Annotated in this window: 20 protein-coding genes; 10 read left to right on the top strand and 10 right to left on the bottom strand. The window is 67.2% G+C overall.

Annotated elements, in window-relative coordinates; all coding sequences use genetic code 11:
- Positions 1-145: 145 nt before the first annotated feature.
- Positions 146-799, top strand: coding sequence for a ribosome biogenesis GTP-binding protein YihA/YsxC (gene yihA / locus DT603_RS11270; RefSeq protein ID WP_162349993.1), 654 nt, complete (start codon positions 146-148; stop codon positions 797-799).
- 3 nt (positions 800-802) lie between these two features.
- Here yihA and DT603_RS11265 read toward each other — a convergent pair whose 3' ends face one another.
- The 3 genes from DT603_RS11265 to DT603_RS11255 are packed head-to-tail and all read right to left on the bottom strand — an operon-like array spanning position 803 to position 4038.
- Positions 803-1720 (bottom strand): ABC transporter permease subunit, encoded by a 918-nt coding sequence (locus tag DT603_RS11265; protein ID WP_162349992.1) that lies wholly within the window; start codon positions 1718-1720, stop codon positions 803-805.
- Positions 1721-1744: 24 nt separating this feature from the next.
- A complete protein-coding gene (locus DT603_RS11260; RefSeq protein WP_162349991.1) occupies positions 1745-2440 on the bottom strand; it encodes a VIT1/CCC1 transporter family protein in 696 nt (231 codons plus the stop codon).
- A 17-nt stretch (positions 2441-2457) separates the two neighbouring features.
- Positions 2458-4038 (bottom strand): peptide ABC transporter substrate-binding protein, encoded by a 1581-nt coding sequence (locus DT603_RS11255; RefSeq protein ID WP_162349990.1) that lies wholly within the window; start codon positions 4036-4038, stop codon positions 2458-2460.
- An 80-nt stretch (positions 4039-4118) separates the two neighbouring features.
- On the opposite strand from DT603_RS11255, the gene DT603_RS11250 reads away from it, so the two are divergent.
- From DT603_RS11250 to fghA, 6 genes are all read left to right on the top strand, one after another.
- Complete coding sequence (locus DT603_RS11250) at positions 4119-5483, top strand: glutamate--cysteine ligase (RefSeq protein WP_162349989.1); 1365 nt, start codon at positions 4119-4121, stop codon at positions 5481-5483.
- A gap of 43 nt (positions 5484-5526) precedes the next feature.
- Positions 5527-6864 (top strand): amidohydrolase family protein, encoded by a 1338-nt coding sequence (locus tag DT603_RS11245; RefSeq protein ID WP_211368403.1) that lies wholly within the window; start codon positions 5527-5529, stop codon positions 6862-6864.
- Positions 6865-6942: 78 nt separating this feature from the next.
- Entirely contained in the window at positions 6943-7218 is a 276-nt protein-coding gene (locus DT603_RS11240; protein WP_162349988.1) for a metal/formaldehyde-sensitive transcriptional repressor, read from the top strand.
- A gap of 51 nt (positions 7219-7269) precedes the next feature.
- Positions 7270-8379: an S-(hydroxymethyl)glutathione dehydrogenase/class III alcohol dehydrogenase gene (locus DT603_RS11235; RefSeq protein ID WP_162349987.1), complete on the top strand. Its 1110-nt coding sequence runs from the start codon at positions 7270-7272 to the stop codon at positions 8377-8379.
- Positions 8380-8454: 75 nt separating this feature from the next.
- The gene (gene gfa, locus DT603_RS11230) at positions 8455-9030 is read left to right on the top strand and encodes an S-(hydroxymethyl)glutathione synthase (protein ID WP_162349986.1); all 576 of its coding nucleotides are present in this window, start codon (positions 8455-8457) and stop codon (positions 9028-9030) included.
- A gap of 63 nt (positions 9031-9093) precedes the next feature.
- The gene (fghA, locus tag DT603_RS11225) at positions 9094-9930 is read left to right on the top strand and encodes an S-formylglutathione hydrolase (RefSeq protein WP_162349985.1); all 837 of its coding nucleotides are present in this window, start codon (positions 9094-9096) and stop codon (positions 9928-9930) included.
- An 83-nt stretch (positions 9931-10013) separates the two neighbouring features.
- Here the strand turns inward: fghA and DT603_RS11220 are convergent, their stop codons facing one another.
- The 3 genes from DT603_RS11220 to DT603_RS11210 are packed head-to-tail and all read right to left on the bottom strand — an operon-like array spanning position 10014 to position 12055.
- Entirely contained in the window at positions 10014-10700 is a 687-nt protein-coding gene (locus DT603_RS11220) for a Dph6-related ATP pyrophosphatase (RefSeq protein ID WP_162349984.1), read from the bottom strand.
- 8 nt (positions 10701-10708) lie between these two features.
- On the bottom strand, positions 10709-11053 hold the full coding sequence (locus DT603_RS11215; RefSeq protein ID WP_162349983.1) for a hypothetical protein: 345 nt from the start codon (positions 11051-11053) through the stop codon (positions 10709-10711).
- Between the two features lie 54 nt (positions 11054-11107).
- Positions 11108-12055: a DegV family protein gene (locus DT603_RS11210; RefSeq protein WP_162349982.1), complete on the bottom strand. Its 948-nt coding sequence runs from the start codon at positions 12053-12055 to the stop codon at positions 11108-11110.
- Between the two features lie 335 nt (positions 12056-12390).
- On the opposite strand from DT603_RS11210, the gene DT603_RS11205 reads away from it, so the two are divergent.
- A complete protein-coding gene (locus tag DT603_RS11205; protein WP_162349981.1) occupies positions 12391-13989 on the top strand; it encodes a GGDEF domain-containing protein in 1599 nt (532 codons plus the stop codon).
- A gap of 15 nt (positions 13990-14004) precedes the next feature.
- Here DT603_RS11205 and DT603_RS11200 read toward each other — a convergent pair whose 3' ends face one another.
- The 3 genes from DT603_RS11200 to DT603_RS11190 all read right to left on the bottom strand — a co-directional run bounded on the left by DT603_RS11200 (position 14005) and on the right by DT603_RS11190 (position 17594).
- Complete coding sequence (locus DT603_RS11200) at positions 14005-14703, bottom strand: hypothetical protein (protein WP_162349980.1); 699 nt, start codon at positions 14701-14703, stop codon at positions 14005-14007.
- Positions 14704-14766: 63 nt separating this feature from the next.
- On the bottom strand, positions 14767-15990 hold the full coding sequence (locus DT603_RS11195; protein WP_425500960.1) for an amidohydrolase family protein: 1224 nt from the start codon (positions 15988-15990) through the stop codon (positions 14767-14769).
- A 149-nt stretch (positions 15991-16139) separates the two neighbouring features.
- Entirely contained in the window at positions 16140-17594 is a 1455-nt protein-coding gene (locus DT603_RS11190) for an amidohydrolase (RefSeq protein WP_162349978.1), read from the bottom strand.
- 116 nt (positions 17595-17710) lie between these two features.
- On the opposite strand from DT603_RS11190, the gene DT603_RS11185 reads away from it, so the two are divergent.
- Together DT603_RS11185 and DT603_RS11180 are read left to right on the top strand one after the other, a co-directional pair.
- On the top strand, positions 17711-18487 hold the full coding sequence (locus DT603_RS11185) for an AMP nucleosidase (RefSeq protein ID WP_162349977.1): 777 nt from the start codon (positions 17711-17713) through the stop codon (positions 18485-18487).
- Positions 18487-19380, top strand: coding sequence for an alpha/beta fold hydrolase (locus tag DT603_RS11180; protein WP_162349976.1), 894 nt, complete (start codon positions 18487-18489; stop codon positions 19378-19380). Before DT603_RS11185 ends, DT603_RS11180 begins: the two co-directional genes overlap by 1 nt.
- A 13-nt stretch (positions 19381-19393) precedes the next feature.
- On the opposite strand, the gene DT603_RS11175 is transcribed toward DT603_RS11180, so the two are convergent.
- Positions 19394-22861, bottom strand: coding sequence for a hybrid sensor histidine kinase/response regulator (locus tag DT603_RS11175; protein WP_162349975.1), 3468 nt, complete (start codon positions 22859-22861; stop codon positions 19394-19396).
- Positions 22862-23013 lie beyond the last annotated feature (152 nt).

Raw genomic sequence — 23013 nt, 5'->3', positions numbered from 1 at the left:
AGCGCCGTGCGGCAGCCGCGAAACTGGGGAATTATCGTCGCGGCGGGCCTTGCGGGTCAATGAAAGCCCGCATCGTCGGGCTTTTACCGCGCTTTGCAGCGGACATGATGCCCGGCCGCGGGCGTCGGCGTGCGATCCTAGGCGCATGTTCAATCCCCTAGAAAAAGCCAAATACCTGCTGGCGGCCCATCTTCCCCAGCAGCTTCCCGACGACACCGGCCATGAAGTGGCCTTTGCCGGGCGCTCCAACGCCGGCAAGTCGACCGCGCTCAATGCGCTGACCCGGCAGAACTCGCTGGCCCGCGTCTCCAAGACCCCGGGCCGCACCCAACAGCTGGTGTTTTTCGAGGTCGAGCCCAACAAGTACCTGGTCGACCTGCCCGGCTATGGCTATGCCAAGGTCCCGCACGAGCTGAAGGACCACTGGCAGGCGTTCCTGGACCGCTACTTCCGTACCCGCGAAGCCCTCAAGGGCTTGGTGGTGGTGATGGATATCCGTCATCCGCTCAAGGAATACGACCTGCACATGATCAGCTACGCGGTGGAAAGCGGGATTCCCGCCCACGCCCTGCTGACCAAGGCCGACAAGCTGGGCCGCGGCCAGCAGGGCAATACCCTGCAGGCCGTGCGCAAGGAGCTGTTCACCAAGTTCGGCGACACGGTCAGCGTGCAGACCTTCTCCGGCGAATCCAAGCAGGGCGTGGACGAGGCCCGCGCGGTGGTGAATGGGTGGCTGGGTTTCGGGCGGCCGCAGGCCGATCCGCGTCCCCCCGCAGGACGCGACGACAGCCAGGGCTAGTTCCTAGCCTTCGCCCTGCAGGCGCGGATCCATCCAGCCGCGCAGCAGGTCCACCAGCGTATTGATCGCCACGATCAGCGCGCCGACCACCAGCACCACGCCCAGCACCAGGGTGTAATCGCGGTTCAGGGCGCCCTGCACGAAGTAGCGGCCCATGCCGGGGATGCCGAACACCTGTTCGACCACGGCCGAACCGGTGACCACGTTGATGAGCGCCGGCGACAGCCAGGCCACGACCGGCAGCATGGCCGGCTTCAAGGCATGCGAGAACAGCAACCGGCTTTCCGAGAATCCGCGTGCACGCGCCGCGCGCAGGTAGTCGGCCGACAGGGTCTCCAGCATCGCCACCCGGCTCAGGCGGGCGCAGTAGGCGATGTTGGGCAGGGCCAGGGCGATCACCGGCAACACCAGGTTGCGCCACTCGCCCCAGCCACCGGCCGGCAACCAGTGCAGGGTCACCGCGAACAGCAGCACCAGCAAGGGCGCGGCGACGAACTTCGGGATCGCCAGTCCCAGCCCCGCCAGCAGCATCAGCGCGCGGTCGATCCACCTGCCCGCACACAGGGCCGCGAGCACCCCCAGCGGAATGCCGAGGACCAGGGCAAGCAACAGGGCCAGCCCGCCATTGACGGCCGATACCGGCAGCGCTTGCGCGATCAGCTGGTTGACCGTGTAGTCCGGGTACTGGAACGAAGGCCCCAGGTCGCCACGGGCCACGTCTCCCAGCCACGCTCCGTATTGCGCGAGCAGCGGCTGGTCGAGCCGGTACTGCGAGGCGAGTGCCGCCTGTACTTCCGGGGGCGCGGACTTCTCGGTGTCGAACGGGCCGCCGGGCGCGGCGCGCAACAACACGAAGCACAGCGTGGCCAGAAGCCACAGGGTGACCAGCGCTTCCAGCAGGCGCGCGAAAAATCGCCGCATCCGGTCAGCGCGCTGCCGTGACCATCAGACCTGCACGTCGAACAGGCGGCCAATCAGATAGGAGGCCGCCATCGCCAACGCACCCCAGAAGGTGACCCGCAGGGCACCGCGCAGCGGGGAGGCGCCGCCAACATGCCCGGCCAGGGCACCGGACAGCAGCAGGCTGACCAGGGTGGTGACGATGATCACCGGCTGCAGCTGGCCGGCAGGGGCCAGCAGCACTGCAGCCAACGGCAATACCGCGCCTACGGCAAACGATGCCGCCGAGGCGAGGGCCGCCTGGACCGGACGCGCGCGCAGGGTTTCGGTGATGCCAAGTTCGTCGCGCGCATGCGCACCCAGCGCGTCGTGGGCGGTCAGTTGCTCGGCCACTTGCCGGGCCAGGTCCGGTGCCAGGCCGCGGCGCACATAGATATGCGTCAGCTCGGCCAGCTCCGGGCCTGGTGTTTCAGCCAGTTCGCGCTTTTCCCGCGCCAGGTCGGCGTTCTCGGTGTCTGCCTGCGATTGCACCGAGACGTATTCGCCCGCAGCCATGGACATTGCCCCGGCGACCAGTCCCGCCACCCCGCTCATCAGCACGGTGGATGCGCTGGAGCCGCTGGCGGCCACGCCCACGACCAGGCCGGCGGTGGAGACGATGCCGTCGTTGGCGCCCAGCACGGCCGCACGCAGCCAGCCGACCCGATCGGAGCGGTGTGTTTCCGGGTGCGTGGTGCGCATGCGTGTCCTCCCCGTATTCAATGTCGCCAGCGTAACCAGCGCGAGGCGTGGCGGTCGAGTGGATTGGCCTCGAAGCCCTCCAGCTCCGGTCCGACCAGGTGCTTGGAGGTGTAGAAATACAGCGGAATCGCCATGTGGTCGTTGAGCAGCGTCTGCTCGGCTGCATGCAGCCAGGCGTTGCGAGCCGCCTCGGTTTTCGCGGCGTCGGCCCTGGCCAGGCGCTCGCGGAAACCGGCATCGTCGTAGCCGGTCCAGTTGAGCGGCCCGTCGCTGCCGAAGGCGGCGATGAAATTGCGCGCGTCGACCACGTCGCCGACCCAGCCGCCACGGAACACCTGGGTAATCGTGCGCTGCTTGCGATTCTGCACGAACACTTTCCATTCCTCGTTGCGCAGCCGCACCTGCACCCCAAGCACGTCCCGCCACATCGAAGCCACGGCCAGGGCCATGCGCCGGTGCGGAGTGGAGGTGTTGTAGCGCAACTCCAGCACCAGCGGTTTTCCTTCCGAGTAGCCGGCAGCGCGATACAGCGCCTTCGCCCGCGCCTCGCGTTGGGCCTGGCTTGCCCGGGCCCAGGTCGTCTGCGCGCCCGCATAGCCGGGAATGCCGGTGGGCACCAGGCCGTACGCCGGCTGCTCACCCAGGCCGGTGACGTGGCGGGTCAGTTTGTCGCGATCGACCGCCAGTGACAGTGCCTCGCGCAATGCCGGAGCGTCCTTGAACGGTGGCCTGGTCAGGTTCAACCCCAGCCAGAACGCGCCCAGATAGGGCGCGATGCGGAGCCGGCCGCCAAAGCGTTCGCGCAGGGCCTGCAGCGGCTGCGGCGGCACGGTTTCGGTGATGTGCAGGTCGCCGGCGGCAAAGCGCTGCAGTTCCGCCGAAGCATCCTCGGTCACCTGGTAGCGCACCCGCGCGATCGACACGTCCGCGGCCGCGTGGAAGTGCGGATTCTTCTGCACGCTCAGGTTCGCCTGTGGCGTCCATGCCAGCAACGAGTACGCGCCGTTGCCCACCAGTCGGCCGGGCCGCGTGTGCTGCGCGCCGAAACGCTGCACCGCCGGCAGGTACACCGGAAAGGCGATCGGCAAGGTCAGCAGGGCGGGCAGGGCAGCGCTGCGACTGAGTGTGAACACCACGCGTCGCGGATCCGGTGCGGCCACGCCCAGCGACGCCGGTGGCAGTTGGCCGGCCTGCACCGCCTGTGCGTTCTGCAAGGCGTCGAACAACTCGGCGAAAGGCGCGGCGGTCTGCGGCGAGAACGCGCGCCGGAAACTGGCCACGACCTGTGCCGCATCCAGTGGCGCGCCATTCGACCAGCGCAGTCCATCGCGCAGGTGGAAGGTCCAGGTACGGCCATCGGCCGACACCTCCCAGCGTTCGGCCATGCCGGGGATCAGGCGCCCGGCCGCGTCCTCGGTAACCAGGCCTTCGTAGAGATCGCGCAGCACGTTGCCGCACGCCACTTCCTGGCAGCGGTGCGCATCCAGCGTGGAAGGTTCGGGTCCATTGCCGCGCTCGAGCTGGCGGACTTCATTGCCGGCCTGCGCCAGAGCGCTGGCGGAACACAGAAACAGCAGGGCGGCAACGATAGGGCGCATCGGCTCAGGATATAGTGCGGGCCTTGCGATATCAGGCCCGCGGCCCGATGTCCCCCAGTCTTCCGACGCAGAGTATCCCCTTGTCCAGTCCGAGCCACGTTGCGGGTACGCCCATCACCGACCGCAGGCAACTGGTCGAGTACATCGCTTCAGGCGAGAAGCCGAAGGCCGACTGGCGCATCGGCACCGAGCACGAGAAGTTCGGATTCCGCCTCGATGACCTGCGTCCGCCGACCTTCGAGGGCGAGCGGGGCATCGAGGCGCTGCTCAAGGGCCTGACCCGCTTCGGTTGGGACCCGGTCGAAGAACACGGCCATGTCATCGCCCTGTTGCGCGACACCGCCTCGGTCACCCTGGAGCCGGCCGGTCAACTGGAACTGTCGGGTGGCATGCTTGAAAACATCCACCAGACCTGCAGCGAAGTCGGCACCCACCTGAAGGAAGTGAAAACCGTTGCCGATGAGTTGCAGCTCGGCTTCCTGGGCATGGGCTTCCAGCCCAAGTGGACGCGCGAGGAGATGCCATGGATGCCCAAGGGCCGCTACCAGATCATGCGCAACTACATGCCCAAGGTCGGCACCCTGGGTTTGGACATGATGAAACGCACCTGCACCGTGCAGGTCAACCTGGATTTCTCCAGCGAAGCGGACATGGTGAAGAAGTTCCGCGTGTCGCTGGCGCTGCAGCCCATCGCCACTGCGCTGTTCGCCGATTCGCCGTTCACCGAGGGCAAGCCCAACGGCTACCAGAGCTACCGTTCGCACATCTGGACCGATACCGACAACGATCGCACCGGCATGCTCGACTTCGTTTTCGAGGACGGCTTCGGCTACGAACGCTACGTCGACTACCTGCTCGACGTGCCCATGTACTTCAGCTACCGCAATGGCGAATACATCGATTGTTCCGGGCAGAGCTTCCGCGATTTCATGGCCGGCACGCTGCCGGCGTTGCCGGGCGCACTGCCGACGATGACCGACTGGTCGGACCACATGACCACCGCGTTCCCGGAAGTGCGGATGAAGAAATTCCTGGAGATGCGCGGCGCCGACGGCGGCCCCTGGGGCCGGCTGTGCGCGCTGCCGGCGTTCTGGGTCGGCCTGCTCTACGACCAGACGGCGCTGGATGCGGCCTGGGACCTGGTCAAGGACTTCAGCATGGAAGAACGCAATGCACTGCGCGACGGCGTGCCCCGGCATGCATTGAAGCTGCCCTTCCGCGGCGGCAGCGTGCGTGACCTGGCGGCGGCGGCATTGAAGATCGCGGTGGCCGGCCTGCAACGTCGCGCCGTGCACAACAGCAAGGGCGCCGATGAATCCGGTTTCCTGGATCCATTGATCGAGTTCACCGAAGCCAACGAAACCCCGGCCGAACGCAAGCTGGCGCTTTTCCACGGCGAATGGAAAGGCGACATCGACCGCGTGTTCCGCGAATTCGCATACTGATCGCGCTGCTGTAGTCTGGATTCCTTCCTCAGGAGTCCACCCAATGATGCGATGCACCGGCTTGTGCCTGTTGGTTCTGCTTGTCTTCGCACCTGCAGGTCAGGCAGTCGAACGCCTCGCCATGGTCGGTGGCACCCTGGTCGATGGCACCCTCAGCGATCCGATCCGCAACAGCGTGATCCTGATCGAGGACCAGCGCATCGTCGCCGTCGGCACCGTGGGCAACCTTGCCATTCCAGCCGACGCCAGGGTGATCTCCACCGAAGGCATGACCGTGCTGCCGGGGTTGTGGGACATGCACGTGCACCTCATGCTCAACGGGCATTCGGACTACGCGTACTGGGACAAGACCTATCCGGCGCAATTCGGCAGCGTGATCATGCCGGCCTCGGCCAAACAGTTGCTGATGGCCGGCGTGACCGGGGCCCGCGACCTGGGTGGCCCGCTGGAGGAAAGCATCGCCGTGCGCGATGCCATCAACAAGGGCGAACTGCCGGGTCCCACGCTGTTCGTGTCGGGCCCCTTCATCCAGAAGAAGGCCTACCCGGGCACCGAACAGTTCCGCTGGGGCGTGGATTCGCCCGCCGATGCGCGCGCCAAGGTCCGCAGGCTCGCCGAGGCCGGCGTCGACACCATCAAGCTGATCGACCAGGACCAGATGAGCGATGCGGAAATCGCCGCCATCGTCGACGAGGCGCACAAGCATGGCCTGCCGGTGGTGGCGCATGCGCACCGCCCCGAGGAAATCCGCCGCGGCCTGAAGGCCGGCATCGACTGCTTCGAGCACACCGGTCTGGCCGCGGCGCCCGAATACCCCGAGGACGTGATCAAGGCCCTGCGCGAACGCACCGCGGACATGTCGGCCGGTCCGTTGTTCTGGACGCCCACCATCGAGGGCCTCTACAACTTCCCCTACGCGGTCAAGAACCACGAGTTCATCGATGGCGATGCGTGGCATGAAGGCCTGACTCCGGAAATCGTGGAGGACATCAAAAAATCGCTGGAGCACCCCGAACGCATCAGCTACTTCCAGCAGACCCCGCAGCGCTGGCCCACGCTGAAGCGCAAGTTCCAGCAATTGCGCGAGAACGGGGCGATGCTGCTGATCGGCACCGATTCGGGCATCCCGATGAAGTTCCACAGCGGCAGCACCTGGAATGAACTCGACGTCTGGGTCAACCAGCTGGGCGTGCCCGCGATCGACGCGATCCGCGCCGCGACCTACTGGCCGGCGGTCGCGATGAAGGCCGACAAGGACTACGGCAGCATCGTCGAAGGCAAGTACGCCGACATCATTGCGGTCAAGGGCGACGTGCTGAAACAGGTCGCCTTGCTGCAGCGCGTGGACATCGTGGTCAAGCATGGCAAGCAGGTGAAGTAAGCCGTCGCCGGGGTGGATTGCCGGCGCAATCGTGCGGGGCATGTATACTCCACCCCAGTATGTAACCGGTCTTGCGCCATGCCTCATTCCGCCCACGAGAAGAAGCGCGTCCTGACCCGGGTGCGCCGCATCAAGGGCCAGGCCGACGCGCTTGAACGCGCGCTTGAGGCGGGCGTGGACTGCGGCACGGTGCTGCAGCAGATCGCGGCCATCCGCGGCGCGGTCAACGGACTCATGTCCGAAGTGCTGGAAGCGCACGTACGCGAGGAATTCGGCCAGGCCGCACGCTCGGATGCGCAGCGCGAGGCACGGGTGGTCGAACTGACCTCGCTGGTGCGTTCTTACCTTAAGTAGTCGGCGCCGCATGCGTCGCCTTCGCCACCAGTCCCATTGCAGGAGCCCTTCATGAAATCACGTGCCGCCGTCGCCTTCGCAGCAGGCGAACCCTTGCAGATCGTCGAGATCGACGTCGCCCCGCCCCGGAAGGGCGAGGTGCTGGTGAAGATCACCCATACCGGCGTCTGCCACACCGATGCGTTCACGCTGTCGGGCGATGATCCGGAGGGCCTGTTTCCCGTGGTGCTCGGCCACGAAGGCGCGGGCATCGTGGTCGAGGTCGGCGAGGGCGTCACCAGCGTCAAGCCGGGCGACCACGTGATTCCGCTGTACACGGCCGAATGCGGCGAGTGCCTGTTCTGCAAATCCGGCAAGACCAACCTGTGCGTGGCGGTGCGCGCCACCCAGGGCAAGGGCGTGATGCCCGACGGCAGCACGCGCTTTTCCTATAACGGCCAGCCGATCTACCACTACATGGGCTGCTCCACCTTCAGCGAATACACGGTGGTGGCCGAAGTGTCGCTGGCCAAGATCAATCCGGACGCCAATCCCGAACAGGTCTGCCTGCTCGGATGCGGGGTCACCACCGGCATCGGCGCCGTCCACAACACGGCCAAGGTGCAGGAGGGTGATTCGGTGGCCGTATTCGGCCTCGGCGGCATCGGCCTGGCGGTGATCCAGGGCGCGCGCCAGGCCAAGGCCGGCCGCATTATCGCCATCGACACCAACGCCGACAAGTTCGTGATGGCCAGGGAAATGGGCGCCACCGACTGCCTCAACCCGAAAGACCACGACAAGCCCATCCAGCAGGTGGTCGTCGAGATGACCACCTGGGGGGTGGACCATTCCTTCGAATGCATCGGCAACGTCAACGTGATGCGCGCGGCGCTGGAATGCGCGCATCGCGGCTGGGGCCAGTCGGTGATCATCGGCGTGGCCGGCGCCGGCCAGGAAATCTCCACGCGGCCGTTCCAGCTGGTGACCGGTCGCAAATGGATGGGCACCGCGTTCGGTGGCGTGAAGGGCCGTACGCAATTGCCCGGCATGGTCGAGGACGCGATGCGCGGCGATATCCAGCTGGCGCCCTTCGTCACCCATACCTTGCCGCTGGACGGGATCAACGAGGCGTTCGACCTGATGCACGAGGGCAAGTCGATCCGCACCGTGATCCATTTCTGACCTGCATCGCACAGGGGCGGCGCGCGGACGTTCCGCGCATCCTTTGCAATCGGTGGTATCCACCGGAGGGTCACCATGAGCACAGTCAGGATTCATCCGTCCGTAGACGATGGCATCAAGGCGGGCGACGATAATTTCCAGGGCGGCACGCTGGCCTGCCATTGCACGCAGGAGCAGGTCACCGTCCAGGTCGACGCGCAGACCGCGCACAACCACGCCTGCGGTTGCAGCAAGTGCTGGAAGCCGCAGGGCGCCACGTTCTCGGTTGTCGCCGTGGTGCCACGCGACAAGGTGTCGGTCACCGCCAATGCGCACAAGCTGAAGGTGGTCGACGAGGCTGCCACCATCCAGCGCCACGCCTGCAGCGGCTGCGGCGTGCACATGTATGGCCGCATCGAGAACCGCGAGCATGCGTTCTACGGCCTGGACTTCATCCACACCGAGCTGTCGCCGCAAACCGGCTGGTCGGCGCCGGGCTTTGCGGCGTTCGTGTCCTCGATCATCGAGACCGGCACCCCTCCGGCGCAGATGGCGGCGATACGCGCGCGTTTGCGCGAACTGGGCCTGGAGCCTTACGACTGCCTGTCGCCGACGCTCATGGACGCGATCTCCACCCACGTGGCCAAGGCACGCGGCCTGTTGCCTGCGTGAATCCGCGCGCAAGCGCGCAACCGGTTCCTGCCTCCCGGGAGGAAGGAACCAAGGGAAAGATCTATGACGCTTGAACGCATCGAACACCGCGCCTGTTTCGGCGGCTGGCAGGACGTCTACCGGCACCGTTCGCAGGTGCTCGGCTGCGACATGGCTTTCGCGGTGTACCTGCCGCCGCAGGCCGCCACCCGGAAATTGCCGGTGCTGTACTGGCTGTCCGGACTGACCTGCAGCGAGCAGAACTTCATCACCAAGGCCGGCGCGCAGCGTTATGCGGCCGAACATGGCGTGATCCTGGTCGTACCGGACACCAGCCCGCGCGGTGACGAGGTCGCGAATGCGGAGGGCTACGACCTGGGCCAGGGTGCCGGCTTCTATCTCAATGCCACCCAGGCGCCGTGGTCGACCCACTACCGAATGTATGACTACGTTGCCGCGGAGCTGCCCGCATTGGTGGAGGCAAATTTCCCGGTCACCGACGCGCGCGCCATCAGTGGCCACTCGATGGGCGGACATGGCGCGCTGGTCGTGGCGCTGAAAAACCCCGGGCGCTACCGCAGCGTTTCGGCGTTCTCGCCGATCGTGGCACCCTCGCAGGTGCCCTGGGGCGAGAAGGCGTTCACTGCCTACCTGGGCGAGGATCGCAATGCTTGGAATCCCTGGGATGCCACGGCCCTGGTCGCCACCGCGTCCGAGCGCTTGCCATTGCTCATCGACCAGGGCGGAGCCGATGAATTCCTCGCCAACCAGCTGAAACCGGAGCTGTTGCAGGCGGCATGCGCCGCGGCCGGCCACCCGCTCACTTTGCGCGTGCAGCCCGGATACGACCACAGCTATTACTTCATACAGAGCTTCATCGGCGAGCACATCGCCCATCATGCGGCCGCCTTGAACGCATGAAGGCGCGCGGTCTGTAGGAGCGACGCGAGTCGCGAAGCTTCGACGGCGTCAGATGTTCACGGGCTTCGCGACTTGCGTCGCTCCTACAACGCCGGCGGCGCTTCCAGTTCCAAGTCGGTGTAGGCGAAGCGCGCGTCGCGCAGGACGGTTGCGCCGCGCACAAGCCGGAGCGGCCGGCTGAACATCGGGCCGGCCTGCACGCAAGTGTGGAATTCGCCGTTTTCCCCGCAGGGGTCGATCTGCGCTGGCAGGTCGCGGAGCAGTGACGCGTCAAAGCGGCGACCCGCGAAATCCGCGGACAGTTGCAGCGTATCGACACAGCACACGTCCGCTTCCAGTCCGCCAGCCTGCATCTCCCGCGCCAGCAACGCGGTATCGCTGCCGAACAACGGCGTCTGTACGTTCCAGCCATGGCGCCCGAGCATTTCCACCCGGTAGTCCCGTATGTCCTGCAGGAACAGGTCGCCGAAGGCGATCTGGTCCAGTCCCGTCCAGCAGGTGCTTACGGTCCGCAGGCCCGAGGCGAACGCGTCTTCATAGGTGCGGTTGTCGCAGTCGGGTGGAATCATCACCTCGACCAGCGGCAATCCGGCTGCCGCGGCCTGCGCATGCAGGACGCTGCGGCGGATGCCCTGCATTGAAACGCGTTCGTAGCCCGCGGTGATCGTGGTGATCAGGGCAACGACGTGAGTACCCGACTGTTGCAGCCGGTGCAGTGTCCACGCCGCGTCCTTGCCACCGCTCCATGACAACAGCATGCGCTGGGACATGGCGCCGCTCAGGCGTTGGAGACGTCGCGCAGCTCCCAGGCATTGCCGGCCAGCAGGCGCAGGCGGTGCTTGAACACGGCGCCGGGAATGGAGGTGATGGCAATCAGGTCGATCTGCAGGTCGTGCTGTTCGCCCGTTACCGTCGCCGCGGGATCGCTGGCGCCCAGGCCGGGGTCGACCGCGTCGGGTTCGGCCTGCGCATCGCGCCAGCGCTGGAAGAAACCCGTGCTGCGCAACGCGTCCTGCAGCTGCGCGGCGAATTCGTCGGCCCCGTGCGCGGTGAACGCGAACGCGGCATCGTGGCCGCGTGCCTTTTCCGGGTTCTTCAGGCTGATGTAGTAGCGGATGGGCATGGAGCGCTCCCTTTGGGAAGGGCTCCAGCCTAGCGATCCTGCGTTAGTGGCTCGTTACGAAGTCACGAACTTGTGCGGTTCGGCGGCGAAGCCGACCACCACCGCGCCCTTGCCGACGTTGACCATGCCGGTCAGGCTCATCACGCTCTCGAATACTTCCACGTTGTTGCTGGCGCAGACCTCGCGCAGGCGGTTGTAACCGGGCAGCGCGCGCAATTCGCCCAGCTCGCCGCCATAGCTCATGCACAGCGTGGGCGTGAGCAGGCCCGAAATCACCCGGTTGCCGGCGAACTTGAACATCTGCTCGACCGCATTGTCGAAGCCCTTGAGCTTGGCGACGGGCTCGGTCTTGCCCGCATGGCCATGCAGCACCGGCTTGATGTCCAGGGCACTGCCCAGCGCCGCGCTCATGAAGCTGACGCTGCGGTCGCCCTTGGTGCGCGCGCGGGCGCGCAGGTAATAGAGGTCGCGCGGAATCATGTAGCCATGCGAATTGGCAGCCAGGTATTCCAGCTTGGTGCGGATGTGCTGCACGTTCTCGCCGGCCGCGCGCATGCGCACGGCCTCCACCGCGGTGATGCCCTGGGCGGCGAACAGCGTCTGCGTATCGATCACGCGCAATGCGAACGGCGAATTGTGGCCCGCGGCCTGCCGCACCGGCTTGTAGTCGTTGAGGATCGCGAAGCTGGCCTGCATCGCGTTCTCGTGGATCGGGCTGCGCGTCTTGGTGATGGTCATGCAGTAGACGTGGTCGTAGTCGATGACCAGCCGGCTCAGGAACAGGTCACGGATCTGGGCGACCGAGAACGGAATCGTCTCGGCCTCGTGCCCGCGCTCGGCGACGTGCGCATGCAGGAAGCTCAGCGTGGCCTCCTCGTCGCGGTGGTCGGCCAGCACGGCATCGCCGATGCGGACGGTGATCGGCAGGACCACGATGTCGTTCTTCTCAATGTAGTCCTGCGGCAGGTCGCACGCAGAATCCACCACTATCCCAATGCGCATGAAGCCCCTCCCGGCATGCATCGCTATTCAGCGCGGCAACGTAACGCGTTTGTGCTACCCAGCGCGCCATAAAATTGTGAACGGCCCCACATTATCGCGATCGAGGGGCACTAACCAGCCTCGTTGCAGGGGTTTGGCGGCCCACGCCAGCCTGCCGGGGCAAGGGATAACCCCGGTTTGGGCGGCTGCAGGCGTTCACGCGCCAGGGATGTGATCTCCATCACATTTTGCTTGCTTCCAGAACTTGTCAGCCCGTTCTGTTCAGGCGGACACTGAAAGCGCAGGCAAGGAGCGAAATGATCAGGCAGTGGCTTTTGGCGACTGTGGTTGGGGTGATGGCCTTGTCCTCCGTGCATGCGCGGGAACAGGGCATCGCCCGCATCGATCCTTTGTCTACGGCGCCGGCCCAGCCGGCGCAGAGCGCCGGCATCTTCGCCGAGCGCGATTTCGTGCGGGACCCGAACCGGCCCTCGGTGCTGGCCAATGGGCGCTGGCGGGTCCAGCCGGTCGCCGGGATGGAAGAGCCGTTGCTGCTGGTCTACCACCCCTACAGCGCCCGGGTCACGGTGCAGGGCGCGGCAGGCACCCCGCCGATGGCGCAGACGCTGTTCCAGCCGGACCTGGACCCGCAGTACTCACGCCACGCGCTGGTATTCCCCCTGGCTGGCAGCGATGCGGTGGAAGTCAGCGTGCAGGGTGCGCGCTATCCACTGCAGGTGGCGGTATTGCCGCGCGCCAGCCACATCGCGCGCGACCTGACCCAGGTGCGCGTGCTGCTGCTGTCCTGCGGTGTGCTGGTGGGCGTGGCACTGACCGTGCTGCTGTTCTGGGCCGTGCTGCGCGAACGGGTCTACCTGCTCTACGCCGCCAGCATGGCGCTGCAGCTGCTGTTCCTGCTGTGTTCCTACGGCGAGGCCTATGCCTTGCCGTTATTGCGCGGCCTGTCGGTATTTGGCGCGCCGGGCATCTGGTTCATCGCCACGCTGTCGACCATGGTCACGGTCTACATGCTGCTCGACTACGCGGCCCTGCGTACCTGGGTCCCGCGCCTGAGCGCTGGCATGCGCTGGCTGGGCGCCTACATCCCCGGCGTGCTGCTGCTCCTGCTGGTCTTGCCGTGGCCGGCCAGGAAAGAGTGGTTCCCCAATGCCGGCAACCTGCTGTTCCTGGCGACCAACGCACTGGCCATCCTGGCCCTGCTGGTGGCGTGGCGACGCGGCGGTCGGCACGCGGGCTTCGTGCTGATCGCGTGGGTGCCGCTGGTGTTCTTCAGCACCGCGCGCGCGCTGCAGCTGAGCATGGGCATTCCCATCGAACCCTGGCTGCAGTACGGCCTGCCGCTGGTGCTGGCCTTCAGCGCGGTGGTGCTGGCGCTGGGCCTGGCCGATCGCATGCTGACATTCCGACAGGAGCGCGACACCGCGCAGGCCCATGCCGAACGCGACTGGCTGACGGGCGTCATGAACCGCGCCGGCATCGAACACCGGCTGGACTGGGCGATCCTCAACACCCGCCGCGAAGGCGTGCCGCTGTCGCTGCTGTTCCTGGACCTGGACAATTTCAAGCAGGTCAACGACCGCTTCGGCCATGAAGTCGGTGATGGCTGCCTGCGCGCGGTGGTGCGCCTGATCAGCGGCGAACTGCAGTACGGCGACCAGCTCGGGCGACTGGGCGGCGAGGAGTTCGTGCTGGGCCTGGCCGGCGCCGACCGCGGCCGCGCCACCGCCATGGCCGAGCACCTGCGCCGGCAGATAGAAGCCCAGTGCCGCATCGTCGAGGGCATCGAAGTGGCCCTGACGGTGAGCATCGGCGTGGCCGAATGCAATGGCGCCGACACCGTCGCCAGCCTGATCAAGCGCGCGGACGGCGCCATGTACGTTGCCAAGCACGGGGGCCGCAACCGGGTCGAGGTGCAGGAAGCGACAGCGGGCTGAACGCAGCCGGCGCTGTCAGCAGCCGACCGATTCGTATCGCGCCACCTCGTGCAGCAACTCGCCCCGGCCTGCCTGCGATGACAGGAACAGGGTCGGGCGCGAGACGTTGTAGTGGTCGGTCGTATCGAAAATCAGGTCAAGCTTGCCGTCCCGGTCCAGGTCGCCGGCGAAGCGCAGGGTCGGGCTGGCGTCGTCGCCCAGCGACATGGTGGCGGAGCCGGGCTCGCGGTAGCCACCAAGCCTGGCCAATAGCTGCCGCTGGCCGCCGGTGTGCAACTCGATGCGGCAGTCGAACTGGGGCTGTTGCTCCTGGACCGTGCGCGGCTGCGGGTCGCATTGACTGGCGAGGCGGTACGGCTGGCCATGGAAAGTGAACTGGTACGGCAAGCCTGTGCCGGCCTGCTGGCCCGACAGGTCGACGGCTTCGATCGTGCCCGCAGCCAATCGCCCGCCACGCAGGTAGGCGATGACGCCCTCGTCGTGCGGCGAGGAAATCGCCAGGCCAGTGTGGGCGCCCTCTTCATCGACCAGTTCGTCCCGTACGACGCGCACGTTCAGCGTGGTCACCACCAGCGCTGCCTGCTTCTCGTGGACCCGCAAGGCCAGCCATGGTTCGCCGTCGCGGGCGACGGCCTCGCCTGCATGGAACTGGCCGGGTGGCTGGATCGCGAACGTTCCCGCCAGCAGCAGCGCCCATGCGGTGGTCATCGACATGTCCTCTCCCTGCACAGCTGCGCTGCGCGCATCGATCCGGCCCGGCGCCCGTGCCTGCAGGCTTCAGGGTGCATAGGCGCGTGGCAACGGACCTGCCGCCGGCAGGTAACGGTCACGCAATTCGGTCTGGCGCGAGCGCATCGGGATGGGCTTACCGCCCAGCCACAGCTGCGTGGCCACGTGGGCCACGTCCAGCGGGTCGCCGGTCCACAGCACCAGGTCGGCCAGCTTCCCCGGTGCGATCGTGCCCAGGCGCTCGCCGACGCCCAGTACCTGCGCGGGCACCCGCGTCAGTCCCTCCAGCCCCGCTTCCCAGGGCAGGCCGTTGGCGACCGCATTGCCGGCGTACTGGCGGATCTTGCGCGCGTTGTGCGAGGCGTCGCCGAACTGGGCGAAACTCACTTCGACACCGGCCGCATGCAGGCGCGCCGCATTCTCCAGGGTGGCGCCGATCTGGTCGAAATCGCCGGGCAGGTCGGCCAGCGCATCAACGAACACAGGCACCCGTGCGCGGGCGATCTCGGCCGCCAGCTTCCAGGCCTCGACGCCACTGGCAATGGCGATGTTGACGCGCTCGCGCTGCGCCCAGCGCAGCAGCTGGCGGATATCGGCGGCGCGGTTGACGGTGACCACGATGCGGCCGTTGCCGGCCAGGTAGCGCGCCAGTACTGCGCGCCCGGTGGGGGTCAGCAGCGCGTGCGGCGAGTCGGCGGCAATGCGCCCGCGCGCCTCGCCCACCATCTGGTCGAGCAGCATCCATTGCGCCGCGCGCGAGCTGCCGCTCTTGCCCAGCACGTCGCTGCCCAGTTTCACGAACAGCACGCGCGGGCCGATCGGGTCGGCGCCGCCATCCAGTCGCAGCACGCCACCCTGGCCGGCGATGAACGAGCCGCCGGTACCCGCGCCGAGCAGGGTGAAGCCGATGCCTTCCACCCGCGCCACCGGCACCAGCACCGACTCGGGGTTGTAGGCCAGGGTCACGTCGAATTCCGGACGCATCGGCTGGCCGTCGGCCAGGGTCACCGCGCTGTCCACGGTCTCCGACTCGCCGGACACTTCCTCGATGCCGATTTCGGTGATGCCGCCGAAGAAGGCAGGCGTCAGCGGCCGGCCTTCCGCTTCCACCACGCTGATCGAAGCAGGCGCCTGCAGGTTGCTGCCCACCGCGCGGATGAGGCCGCCCTGCACCAGCACGTCGGCATTCTGCAGCGTGCCTTGCGCGCCCGCGGTGTGCACGGTGGCGTGGCGGATGAGCACGTCCTGGGCGAGGGCGGGGACGCTGGACAAGCCGGCACCGAACATCAAAAGCACCGAAAAAATTCGCTTCGTCGTTTCCGCGAAGGCGGGAATAGCTCTCCGGCCAGATTGCGGTGCTGTTGCAGAGGAGCGATTCCCGCCTTCGCGGGAATGACGAGCAAAGCGATCGCGTAACGTGCTCATTTCCCACCCTCGCTTGCCGCATCCCCGGATCCCGTCCCGGGCAGGCCCTGCCCCAGCATGAAATCCGACCGTGGCTGACGCGCCCGGTCATTGCGGTCATACACGCGCGCGCCATCGATGTAGACCTGATCGGCATGCGCGTAGACGCTGAAGGGGTTCTGGTTCCACACCACCACGTCGCCCATCTTGCCGGTCTCCAGGGTGCCGGTGACCTCGTCGATGCCCATCGCCTTGGCCGGGTTGCGGGTCAGCCAGCGGATCGCCCGCTCGGGTGGTATCTCGATGCCGGCGCGGCGCGCATTGGCGATGACCTTGGCCGCTTCCTGGTTGAGGCGCTGGATGCCTTCGTCCGAATCCGAATGCACGATCGCGCAGCTGTTGGCGGGGCGGTCGACCAGGGCGATGTTTTCCTGGATGCCGTCGAAGGCTTCCATCTTGAAGCCCCACCAGTCGGCCCACAGCGCCCCGCACACGCCCTCCGCGGCCAGCCGGTCGGCCAGCTTGTAGGCCTCCACGCCGTGATGGAAGGCGGCGATCTTGAAACCGAATTCCCTGGCCAGGTCGAGCATGGTCGCCATCTCGTCGGCACGGTAGCAGTGGATGTGGACGCGGATCTCGCCGTTGATGGCGCCGGCCAGCGTGTCCAGTTTCAGGTCGCGCTTGCCGCCGCTGTCGCCGGCGCTGTCGGCACTGTCATCGCCCCGGGCGCGCTCCCACCAGCGCTTCTTCTTCGGCTTGGCGGGCTTTGGCTGGTTCTTCTTCAGGTATTCGCTGGCATCGATGAAGGCGGCGCGGTAGCCGGCGATGTTGCCCATGCGCGTGGACGGGCCGCCCTTCTGGCCGTACACGCGCTTGGGGTTCTCGCCGCAGGCCATCTTCAGGCCCCACGGCGCGCCGGGGAATTTCATGCCCTGGTAAGTGGTCGCCGGGACGTTCTTCAGGGTCACGCCGCGGCCGCCGACCAGGTTGGCAGAGCCAGGCAGGACCTGCAGCGAGGTGATGCCGCCGGCCAGCGCAGCGTGGAAGCCGGGATCCTGCGGCCAGATCGAATGTTCCGCCCACACATTGGCGGTGACCGGGGCGGTGGCTTCGTTGCCGTCGCTGTGCGCATTCATGCCGGGGCTGGGATAGACGCCCAGGTGGGAGTGCACGTCGATGACGCCCGGCGTGACCCAGCGGCCGCGGGCATCGACCCGCGTTGCGTTGGCGGGTGCGTCCAGTGCGCGTCCCACCGCGGCTATCCTGCCGTCCTGCAGCAACACGTCGGCATCGTCGAGGCGTTCACCGGTGCCGGTCAGTACGGTGGCGTGTTCGATCAGCACCGGGCCCGAGGCGATGGCGCGGTAGGTGCTGGGGTAGGGATCCTCGGTAAAGCGTGATTTGGCTGCGGCGTTGCCGACAGCCGCGCCCACGGAAACCAGGCCGATGACGGCCAGCAAAGCAATGCGCATGGTGTTGCCCCGGAAGTGCAGCCTTGAAACTAACCGGACCACCGGTGCTTGCCAAGTGCCGCGCCGCGGCTGCATGCCACAATTGGGCCAGCAACGAAAACCGGACAGGAGCTGTGATGAAGGACAAGAACGAGATCGTCGACAACTGGTTGCCACGCTACACCGGCGTGCCGCTGGACCAGTTTGGCGAACACATCCTGCTGACCAATTTCGGCGGCTACCTGCACGCGTTTTCCGCGCTGACCGGCGCCCCGGTGGTCGGCCTGGACCGGCCCATGGCCAGCGCCACCATCGACGGCATCACCATGATCAATTTCGGCATGGGCAGTCCCAACGCGGCCACGATGATGGACCTGCTGTCGGCGATCATGCCCAAGGCGGTGCTGTTCCTGGGCAAGTGCGGCGGCCTGAAACGCAAGAACCAGCTCGGCGACCTGGTGCTGCCGATCGCGGCGATCCGTGGCGAGGGCACCAGCAACGATTACCTGCTGCCCGAAGTGCCGGCGCTGCCTGCGTTCGCGTTGCAGCGCGCGGTCTCGACCATGATCCGCGACCTCGGCCACGATTACTGGACCGGCACGGTGTTCACCACCAACCGCCGGGTCTGGGAACACGACGTCGAGTTCAAGGAATACCTGCGCAAGCTGCGCTGCATGGCCATCGACATGGAAACGGCGACCATCTTCGCCGCCGGTTTCGCCAACCGCATTCCCTGCGGCGCGCTGCTGCTGGTGTCCGACCAGCCAATGATCCCCGAAGGCGTCAAGACCGAGGCGTCGGACGCGCGCATCAGCGCCGATTTCGTCGACCGCCACATCAATATCGGCATCGAAGCCCTGAAGCTGATCCGCCGCCACGGCAAATCGGTGCGGCACCTGCGGTTCGACGAGTGATGCCGGCGCAGGCTACGCCGATCGATCCGCAACTGCAGGAGTGGCTGGCCGCCGGCCGCTATTTCGAACATGCAGGCCACCGCAGCTTCTATCGCGACGATGGCGACGGTCCGCCGCTGCTGTGCCTGCATGGCTATCCCACCGCGTCATGGGACTGGCACCGGGTCTGGCCGCTGCTGCACGGCCACTATCGACTGGTCGCGCCGGACCTGCTCGGATTCGGTTTCTCGGACAAGCCGCGCGACCACGCCTATTCCATTGCCGACCAGGCCACGCGCGTGGAGCGGCTGCTGGTCAAGCTGGGTCTGCACGAGGTGCACCTGCTGGCGCACGACTATGGCGACACCGTGGCCCAGGAACTGATGACGCGGCATCAGACACGCCTGCAATCCGGAGAAGCAGGCGTGCGGCTGCTCACGGTGACCCTGCTCAACGGCGGGCTGTTCCCGGAAACCCACCGCGCCCGCCCCATCCAGACCTTGCTGCGTTCGCCACTGGCGCCGGTGCTGCTGCGGCTGTTCAACGCGCGCGCGCTGGGCCGCAACATGCGCGCGATCTTCGGCGCCGACACCCCGCCCGACGCGGCGGAGCTGGCGCGCTTCTGGGCGCTGATCAACTACAACGGCGGCCGCGCGATCATGGGACGGCTGCTGCATTACATCGGCGAGCGCAGGCGCAGCCGCGAACGCTGGGTCGGTGCGCTGGTCGATGCGCCCATGCCACTGCGGCTGGTCGCCGGCATGGACGATCCGGTGTCAGGCGCGCACATGGTCGAACGCTATCGCCAGCTGGTGCCGCAGCCCGACGTGGTCGAGCTGCCCGGCATCGGCCACTACCCGCAATGGGAAGCGGCCGAACGCGTGGCCGTGGCGGTCATCGGGTTCGCGCGCTAGCAAGGTAGCCGCGCTACGGCCCCACGGTTTTTTCGGTGGCCAAAGGCTTGAGGGTGCTGTGGTGCGCGGCCAGGAACGCGCGCAGCGACGCCGGCTTGACCGGCTTGGTCAACAACCGATAGCCGCGTTCGCGCGCGCGCTGCTTCAGCTCGTCACGCCCGTCGGCGGTCAGCAGGGCGCCGGCGATGTTGGTGCCGCTGGCCTGGCGCAGCGCGTCCAGGGTTTCCAGGCCGTCCAGCCGGTCGTGCAGGTGGTAGTCGACCAGCATCACCGCCGGTGCCAGGCCGATTTTTTCCAGCGCCTCGTCGACGGTGGCCGCGGTGACCACTTCCACCTGCCAGCGGCCGAGCAGGGCGCGCATGCCGTCCAGGATCTCCTGGTCGTTGTCCACGCACAGCACGCGCAAGCCGGCCAGCGAATCAAGCACCGGTGCGGGCGGGCGTGCGCGTTCGGACTCATCGGCCACCGCCGCGCGCGGCACGGTAATGGAAAACATGCTGCCGTGGTCGACCTTGCTCTGCGCGCCCAGGTCGTGGCCCAGCAGGCGCGAGATGCGCTGGCAGATCGACAACCCCAGGCCGAGGCCCTGCTCGCCCCAGTCGAAGGGCTGCGGATAGCGGTGGAACTCCTCGAAGATCTGGCGCATGTGGTGCTCGGGAATGCCCGGGCCGCTGTCCCAGACCTGTATTTCCAGGTTGCGCCCGCGCCGGCGCATGCCCAGCACGATGCGCCCGCTGCGGGTATAGCGCAGCGCGTTGGCGATGAAATTCTGCAACACCCGGCGCAGCAGGCGACGGTCGCTGCGTACCGCCAGGGCGGCGCCATGCACGCGCAGGTCCAGGCCGCGGCCCGCAGCGACCGGCGCGTACTGCGAGGCGAGTTCACGCAACAGGGCGCCGGCGTCGAAGTCGCTGATCTCGGTGCGCATGCCGCCGGCATCCAGCCGCGACACGTCCAGCAAGCCGTCCAGCAACTCCTCGGCCGCGCGCAGCGAGGCGTCCACGCGTTCGGCCAGGTGGCGCTGCTCGGCCGGCTCCTCGGTGTCGCGCAAGGCCGACGTGAACAGCCGCGCCGCATTCAACGGCTGCAGCACGTCGTGGCTGATCGCGGCCAGGAAGCGGGTCTTCGACTGCTGCGCCGCCTCTGCCTCGCGCCCGCGGTCGGCCACGCGCTGCTCCAGGTTCTCGTTGGCCTCCAGCAGCGCGTTCTCGGCGCGCTTGAAGTCGGTGATGTCGTTGTAGCTGGTGACGTAGCCGCCACCCGGCAGCGCCTGGCCGCGCATCTCGATGACGCTGCCGTCGCTGCGCACGCGCTCGAAGATGTGCGGCGAACCGATGCGCATGTAGTCGATGCGCTTGGCGATCTGGGCTTCCAGGTCGCCTTCGCCCAGTTCGCCGCGCTCGGCGTTGTAGCGGATCAGGTCGGCGACCGGGCGGCCGACGTAAAGCATGCCCTGTGGAAACCCGAACATCACCTGGTAGCGCCGGTTCCAGGCCACCAGGCGCATGTCCGGGTCGACCACGCTGACGCCCGAGCTGATGTTCTCCAGCGTGGTCGACAGGATCTCGCGGTTGAAGCGCAGTTCCTGCCCGGCCTCGTCCAGCACCGCCACCACTTCGCCCAGTTCCATGCCCGAGCCGCGCAGCACGCTCGTCAGCACCAGGCGCGCCGACGCCGCGCCGATGGCCGCGGCCAGCAGGCGTTCGGTGAACTGCACCCAGGCGCGATCGGCGGCGGCGGCCGGTTGCAACTCGCGTTGCATCATCGTCGCCTGCTCGGCGAAGGCGCGGCGCGCGTGGCGTTCGCCGACGATGCGCTCGGCCAGCGACAGCAGGTCGGAGACGCGCACGTTGCCGGGCCATTCGCTGGCCACCAGCGCCTGCCGCTGTGCATAGGGATCCAGGAACGGGGCGATGCGCAGGCGCTCGTCCACGCTGGGCCGCCAGCGCGCCGACACCAGCATCATCACCGCGGTATTGAGCAGCAGCGACCAGAACGTGCCATGGGTCAGCGAGTCCCAGCCGGTCATGTTGAACAGCTGCTGCGGGCGCAGCCAGTGGATGCCGTAGGGCCCGGTCTGCAGCCATTCCGGGCCCAGCCAGCCGGAGGCCGACAAGGTCGGCAGCAACAGCGTGTAGACCCACGTGCCGAAGCCGACCAGCATGCCGATTTCCACCCCGCGGCGACTGGCGCCCCGCCAGTACAACCCGCCAAGCAGGCCTGGCGCGAACTGCGCCACCGCCGCGAACGCGATCAGCCCGTACGAGGCCAGCGAATTGTCGTTGCTGCTGGTGCGGTAGTAGGTGTACGCGCACAGCGCCAGCATCAGGATGGCCAGGCGCCGTATCCACAGCACGCGCGAGGCCACGTCGGCCTCGGCGTGGCGCTCGGCCCAGCCACGGCGCAGCAGTACCGGCATGACCAGGTCGTTGCTGACCATCGTGGCCAGGGCGATGCTGGCGACGATGACCATGCCTGTGGCCGCCGAAAAGCCGCCGACGTAGGCGACCAGGGCCAGCGCCTTGTTGCCGGCGGTCAGCGGCAGGGCCAGCACGAAGGTGTCGCTGGCGATGCCGCCGCCATTGCCGAACATGGCCACGCCGGCCGCCGCGATCGGCACCACCATCACCGAGATCAGCACCAGGTAGATGCCGAAGAACCAGCGCGCCTTGCGGATGTCGCCGATGTCGCTGCATTCCACCACCGCCACATGGAACTGGCGCGGCAGGCAGACGATGGCCAGGAAGCCGAGCAGGGTCTGGGTGAAGAAGCCCACCGGCGGCGCATTCTCGAACAGGGTGCGCGCCGACTGCTCCACGTGCAGGGGCTGCCCGCCCAGCCACACGTAGGCGAAGATGCCCACCGTGATGATCGCCACCAGCTTGATCAGCGACTCCAGGGCGATGGCCAGCATCATGCCGTGGTGGTGTTCGGTGGCATCGACCTGGCGGGTGCCGAACAGGGCCGCGAACAGGGCCATCAGCAGCGCGACATACAGCGCTGGATCGGTGAAGAAACCGGTGTTGTCGGCACCCTGTCCGGTCAGCACGGCCAGGCTCAGCGCCACCGCCTTGTACTGCAATGCCAGGTACGGGACCACGCCGATCAGGGCGATGACCGTGACCAGGGCCGCCAGCCGGCGCGAACGTCCGTAGCGCGAGGAAATGAAGTCGGCGATGGACACCGTGTTCTGGCTGCGCGCGATCAGCGCCAGGCGCTCGATGATGCGCCAGCCGAACAACAGCAACAGCAGCGGGCCCAGGTAGATCGGCAGGTAGCCGATGCCGTTGCGGACCGCGCTGCCGACCGCGCCGTAGAACGTCCACGAGGAACAGTAGACCGCCAGGGCCAGGCTGTAGACCACCGGCCGCAACCACGGCCGGTCCGGATACAGCGGGCGCTTGTCGCCCCACCAGGCCACCGCGAACAGCAGCGCGGCATAGGTGACCGACACCAACAGCAGGATCCAGCTGGAAACCAAGCTTATGCTCTCCCTGCTCGTGAGGGTCCGAGTTTACGTCGATAAGCCGTCATCAGCCCTCTGCCGCCGTACGGTGTGTGCAAGCTGCATCGGCTGCGACCTGGACACGCGGAAACCGGGGAAAGCCACCGGAAAGCAAGTTTCCGGTTGCC

Source organism: Pseudoxanthomonas gei, assembly GCF_010119615.1.
GTDB classification, from domain to species: Bacteria; Pseudomonadota; Gammaproteobacteria; order Xanthomonadales; family Xanthomonadaceae; genus Pseudoxanthomonas_A; species Pseudoxanthomonas_A gei.
Note: the sequence above shows the minus strand (reverse complement) of the source record. Positions and strands in the feature narration are given on the sequence as shown.

Excerpts from the sequence above, each read along its gene's own strand:
- DT603_RS11185 (WP_162349977.1), top strand. The coding sequence starts at position 17,711 with ATGAAGGACAAGAACGAGATCGTCGACAACTGGTTGCCACGCTACACC.
- DT603_RS11205 (WP_162349981.1), top strand. The coding sequence starts at position 12,391 with ATGGCCTTGTCCTCCGTGCATGCGCGGGAACAGGGCATCGCCCGCATC.
- DT603_RS11245 (WP_211368403.1), top strand. The coding sequence starts at position 5,527 with ATGATGCGATGCACCGGCTTGTGCCTGTTGGTTCTGCTTGTCTTCGCA.
- yihA (WP_162349993.1), top strand. The coding sequence starts at position 146 with ATGTTCAATCCCCTAGAAAAAGCCAAATACCTGCTGGCGGCCCATCTT.
- DT603_RS11180 (WP_162349976.1), top strand. The coding sequence starts at position 18,487 with ATGCCGGCGCAGGCTACGCCGATCGATCCGCAACTGCAGGAGTGGCTG.
- DT603_RS11265 (WP_162349992.1), bottom strand. The coding sequence starts at position 1,720 with ATGCGGCGATTTTTCGCGCGCCTGCTGGAAGCGCTGGTCACCCTGTGG.
- DT603_RS11235 (WP_162349987.1), top strand. The coding sequence starts at position 7,270 with ATGAAATCACGTGCCGCCGTCGCCTTCGCAGCAGGCGAACCCTTGCAG.
- DT603_RS11215 (WP_162349983.1), bottom strand. The coding sequence starts at position 11,053 with ATGCCCATCCGCTACTACATCAGCCTGAAGAACCCGGAAAAGGCACGC.
- DT603_RS11190 (WP_162349978.1), bottom strand. The coding sequence starts at position 17,594 with ATGCGCATTGCTTTGCTGGCCGTCATCGGCCTGGTTTCCGTGGGCGCG.
- DT603_RS11200 (WP_162349980.1), bottom strand. The coding sequence starts at position 14,703 with ATGTCGATGACCACCGCATGGGCGCTGCTGCTGGCGGGAACGTTCGCG.
- DT603_RS11240 (WP_162349988.1), top strand. The coding sequence starts at position 6,943 with ATGCCTCATTCCGCCCACGAGAAGAAGCGCGTCCTGACCCGGGTGCGC.
- DT603_RS11210 (WP_162349982.1), bottom strand. The coding sequence starts at position 12,055 with ATGCGCATTGGGATAGTGGTGGATTCTGCGTGCGACCTGCCGCAGGAC.
- fghA (WP_162349985.1), top strand. The coding sequence starts at position 9,094 with ATGACGCTTGAACGCATCGAACACCGCGCCTGTTTCGGCGGCTGGCAG.
- DT603_RS11255 (WP_162349990.1), bottom strand. The coding sequence starts at position 4,038 with ATGCGCCCTATCGTTGCCGCCCTGCTGTTTCTGTGTTCCGCCAGCGCT.
- DT603_RS11220 (WP_162349984.1), bottom strand. The coding sequence starts at position 10,700 with ATGTCCCAGCGCATGCTGTTGTCATGGAGCGGTGGCAAGGACGCGGCG.
- DT603_RS11260 (WP_162349991.1), bottom strand. The coding sequence starts at position 2,440 with ATGCGCACCACGCACCCGGAAACACACCGCTCCGATCGGGTCGGCTGG.
- gfa (WP_162349986.1), top strand. The coding sequence starts at position 8,455 with ATGAGCACAGTCAGGATTCATCCGTCCGTAGACGATGGCATCAAGGCG.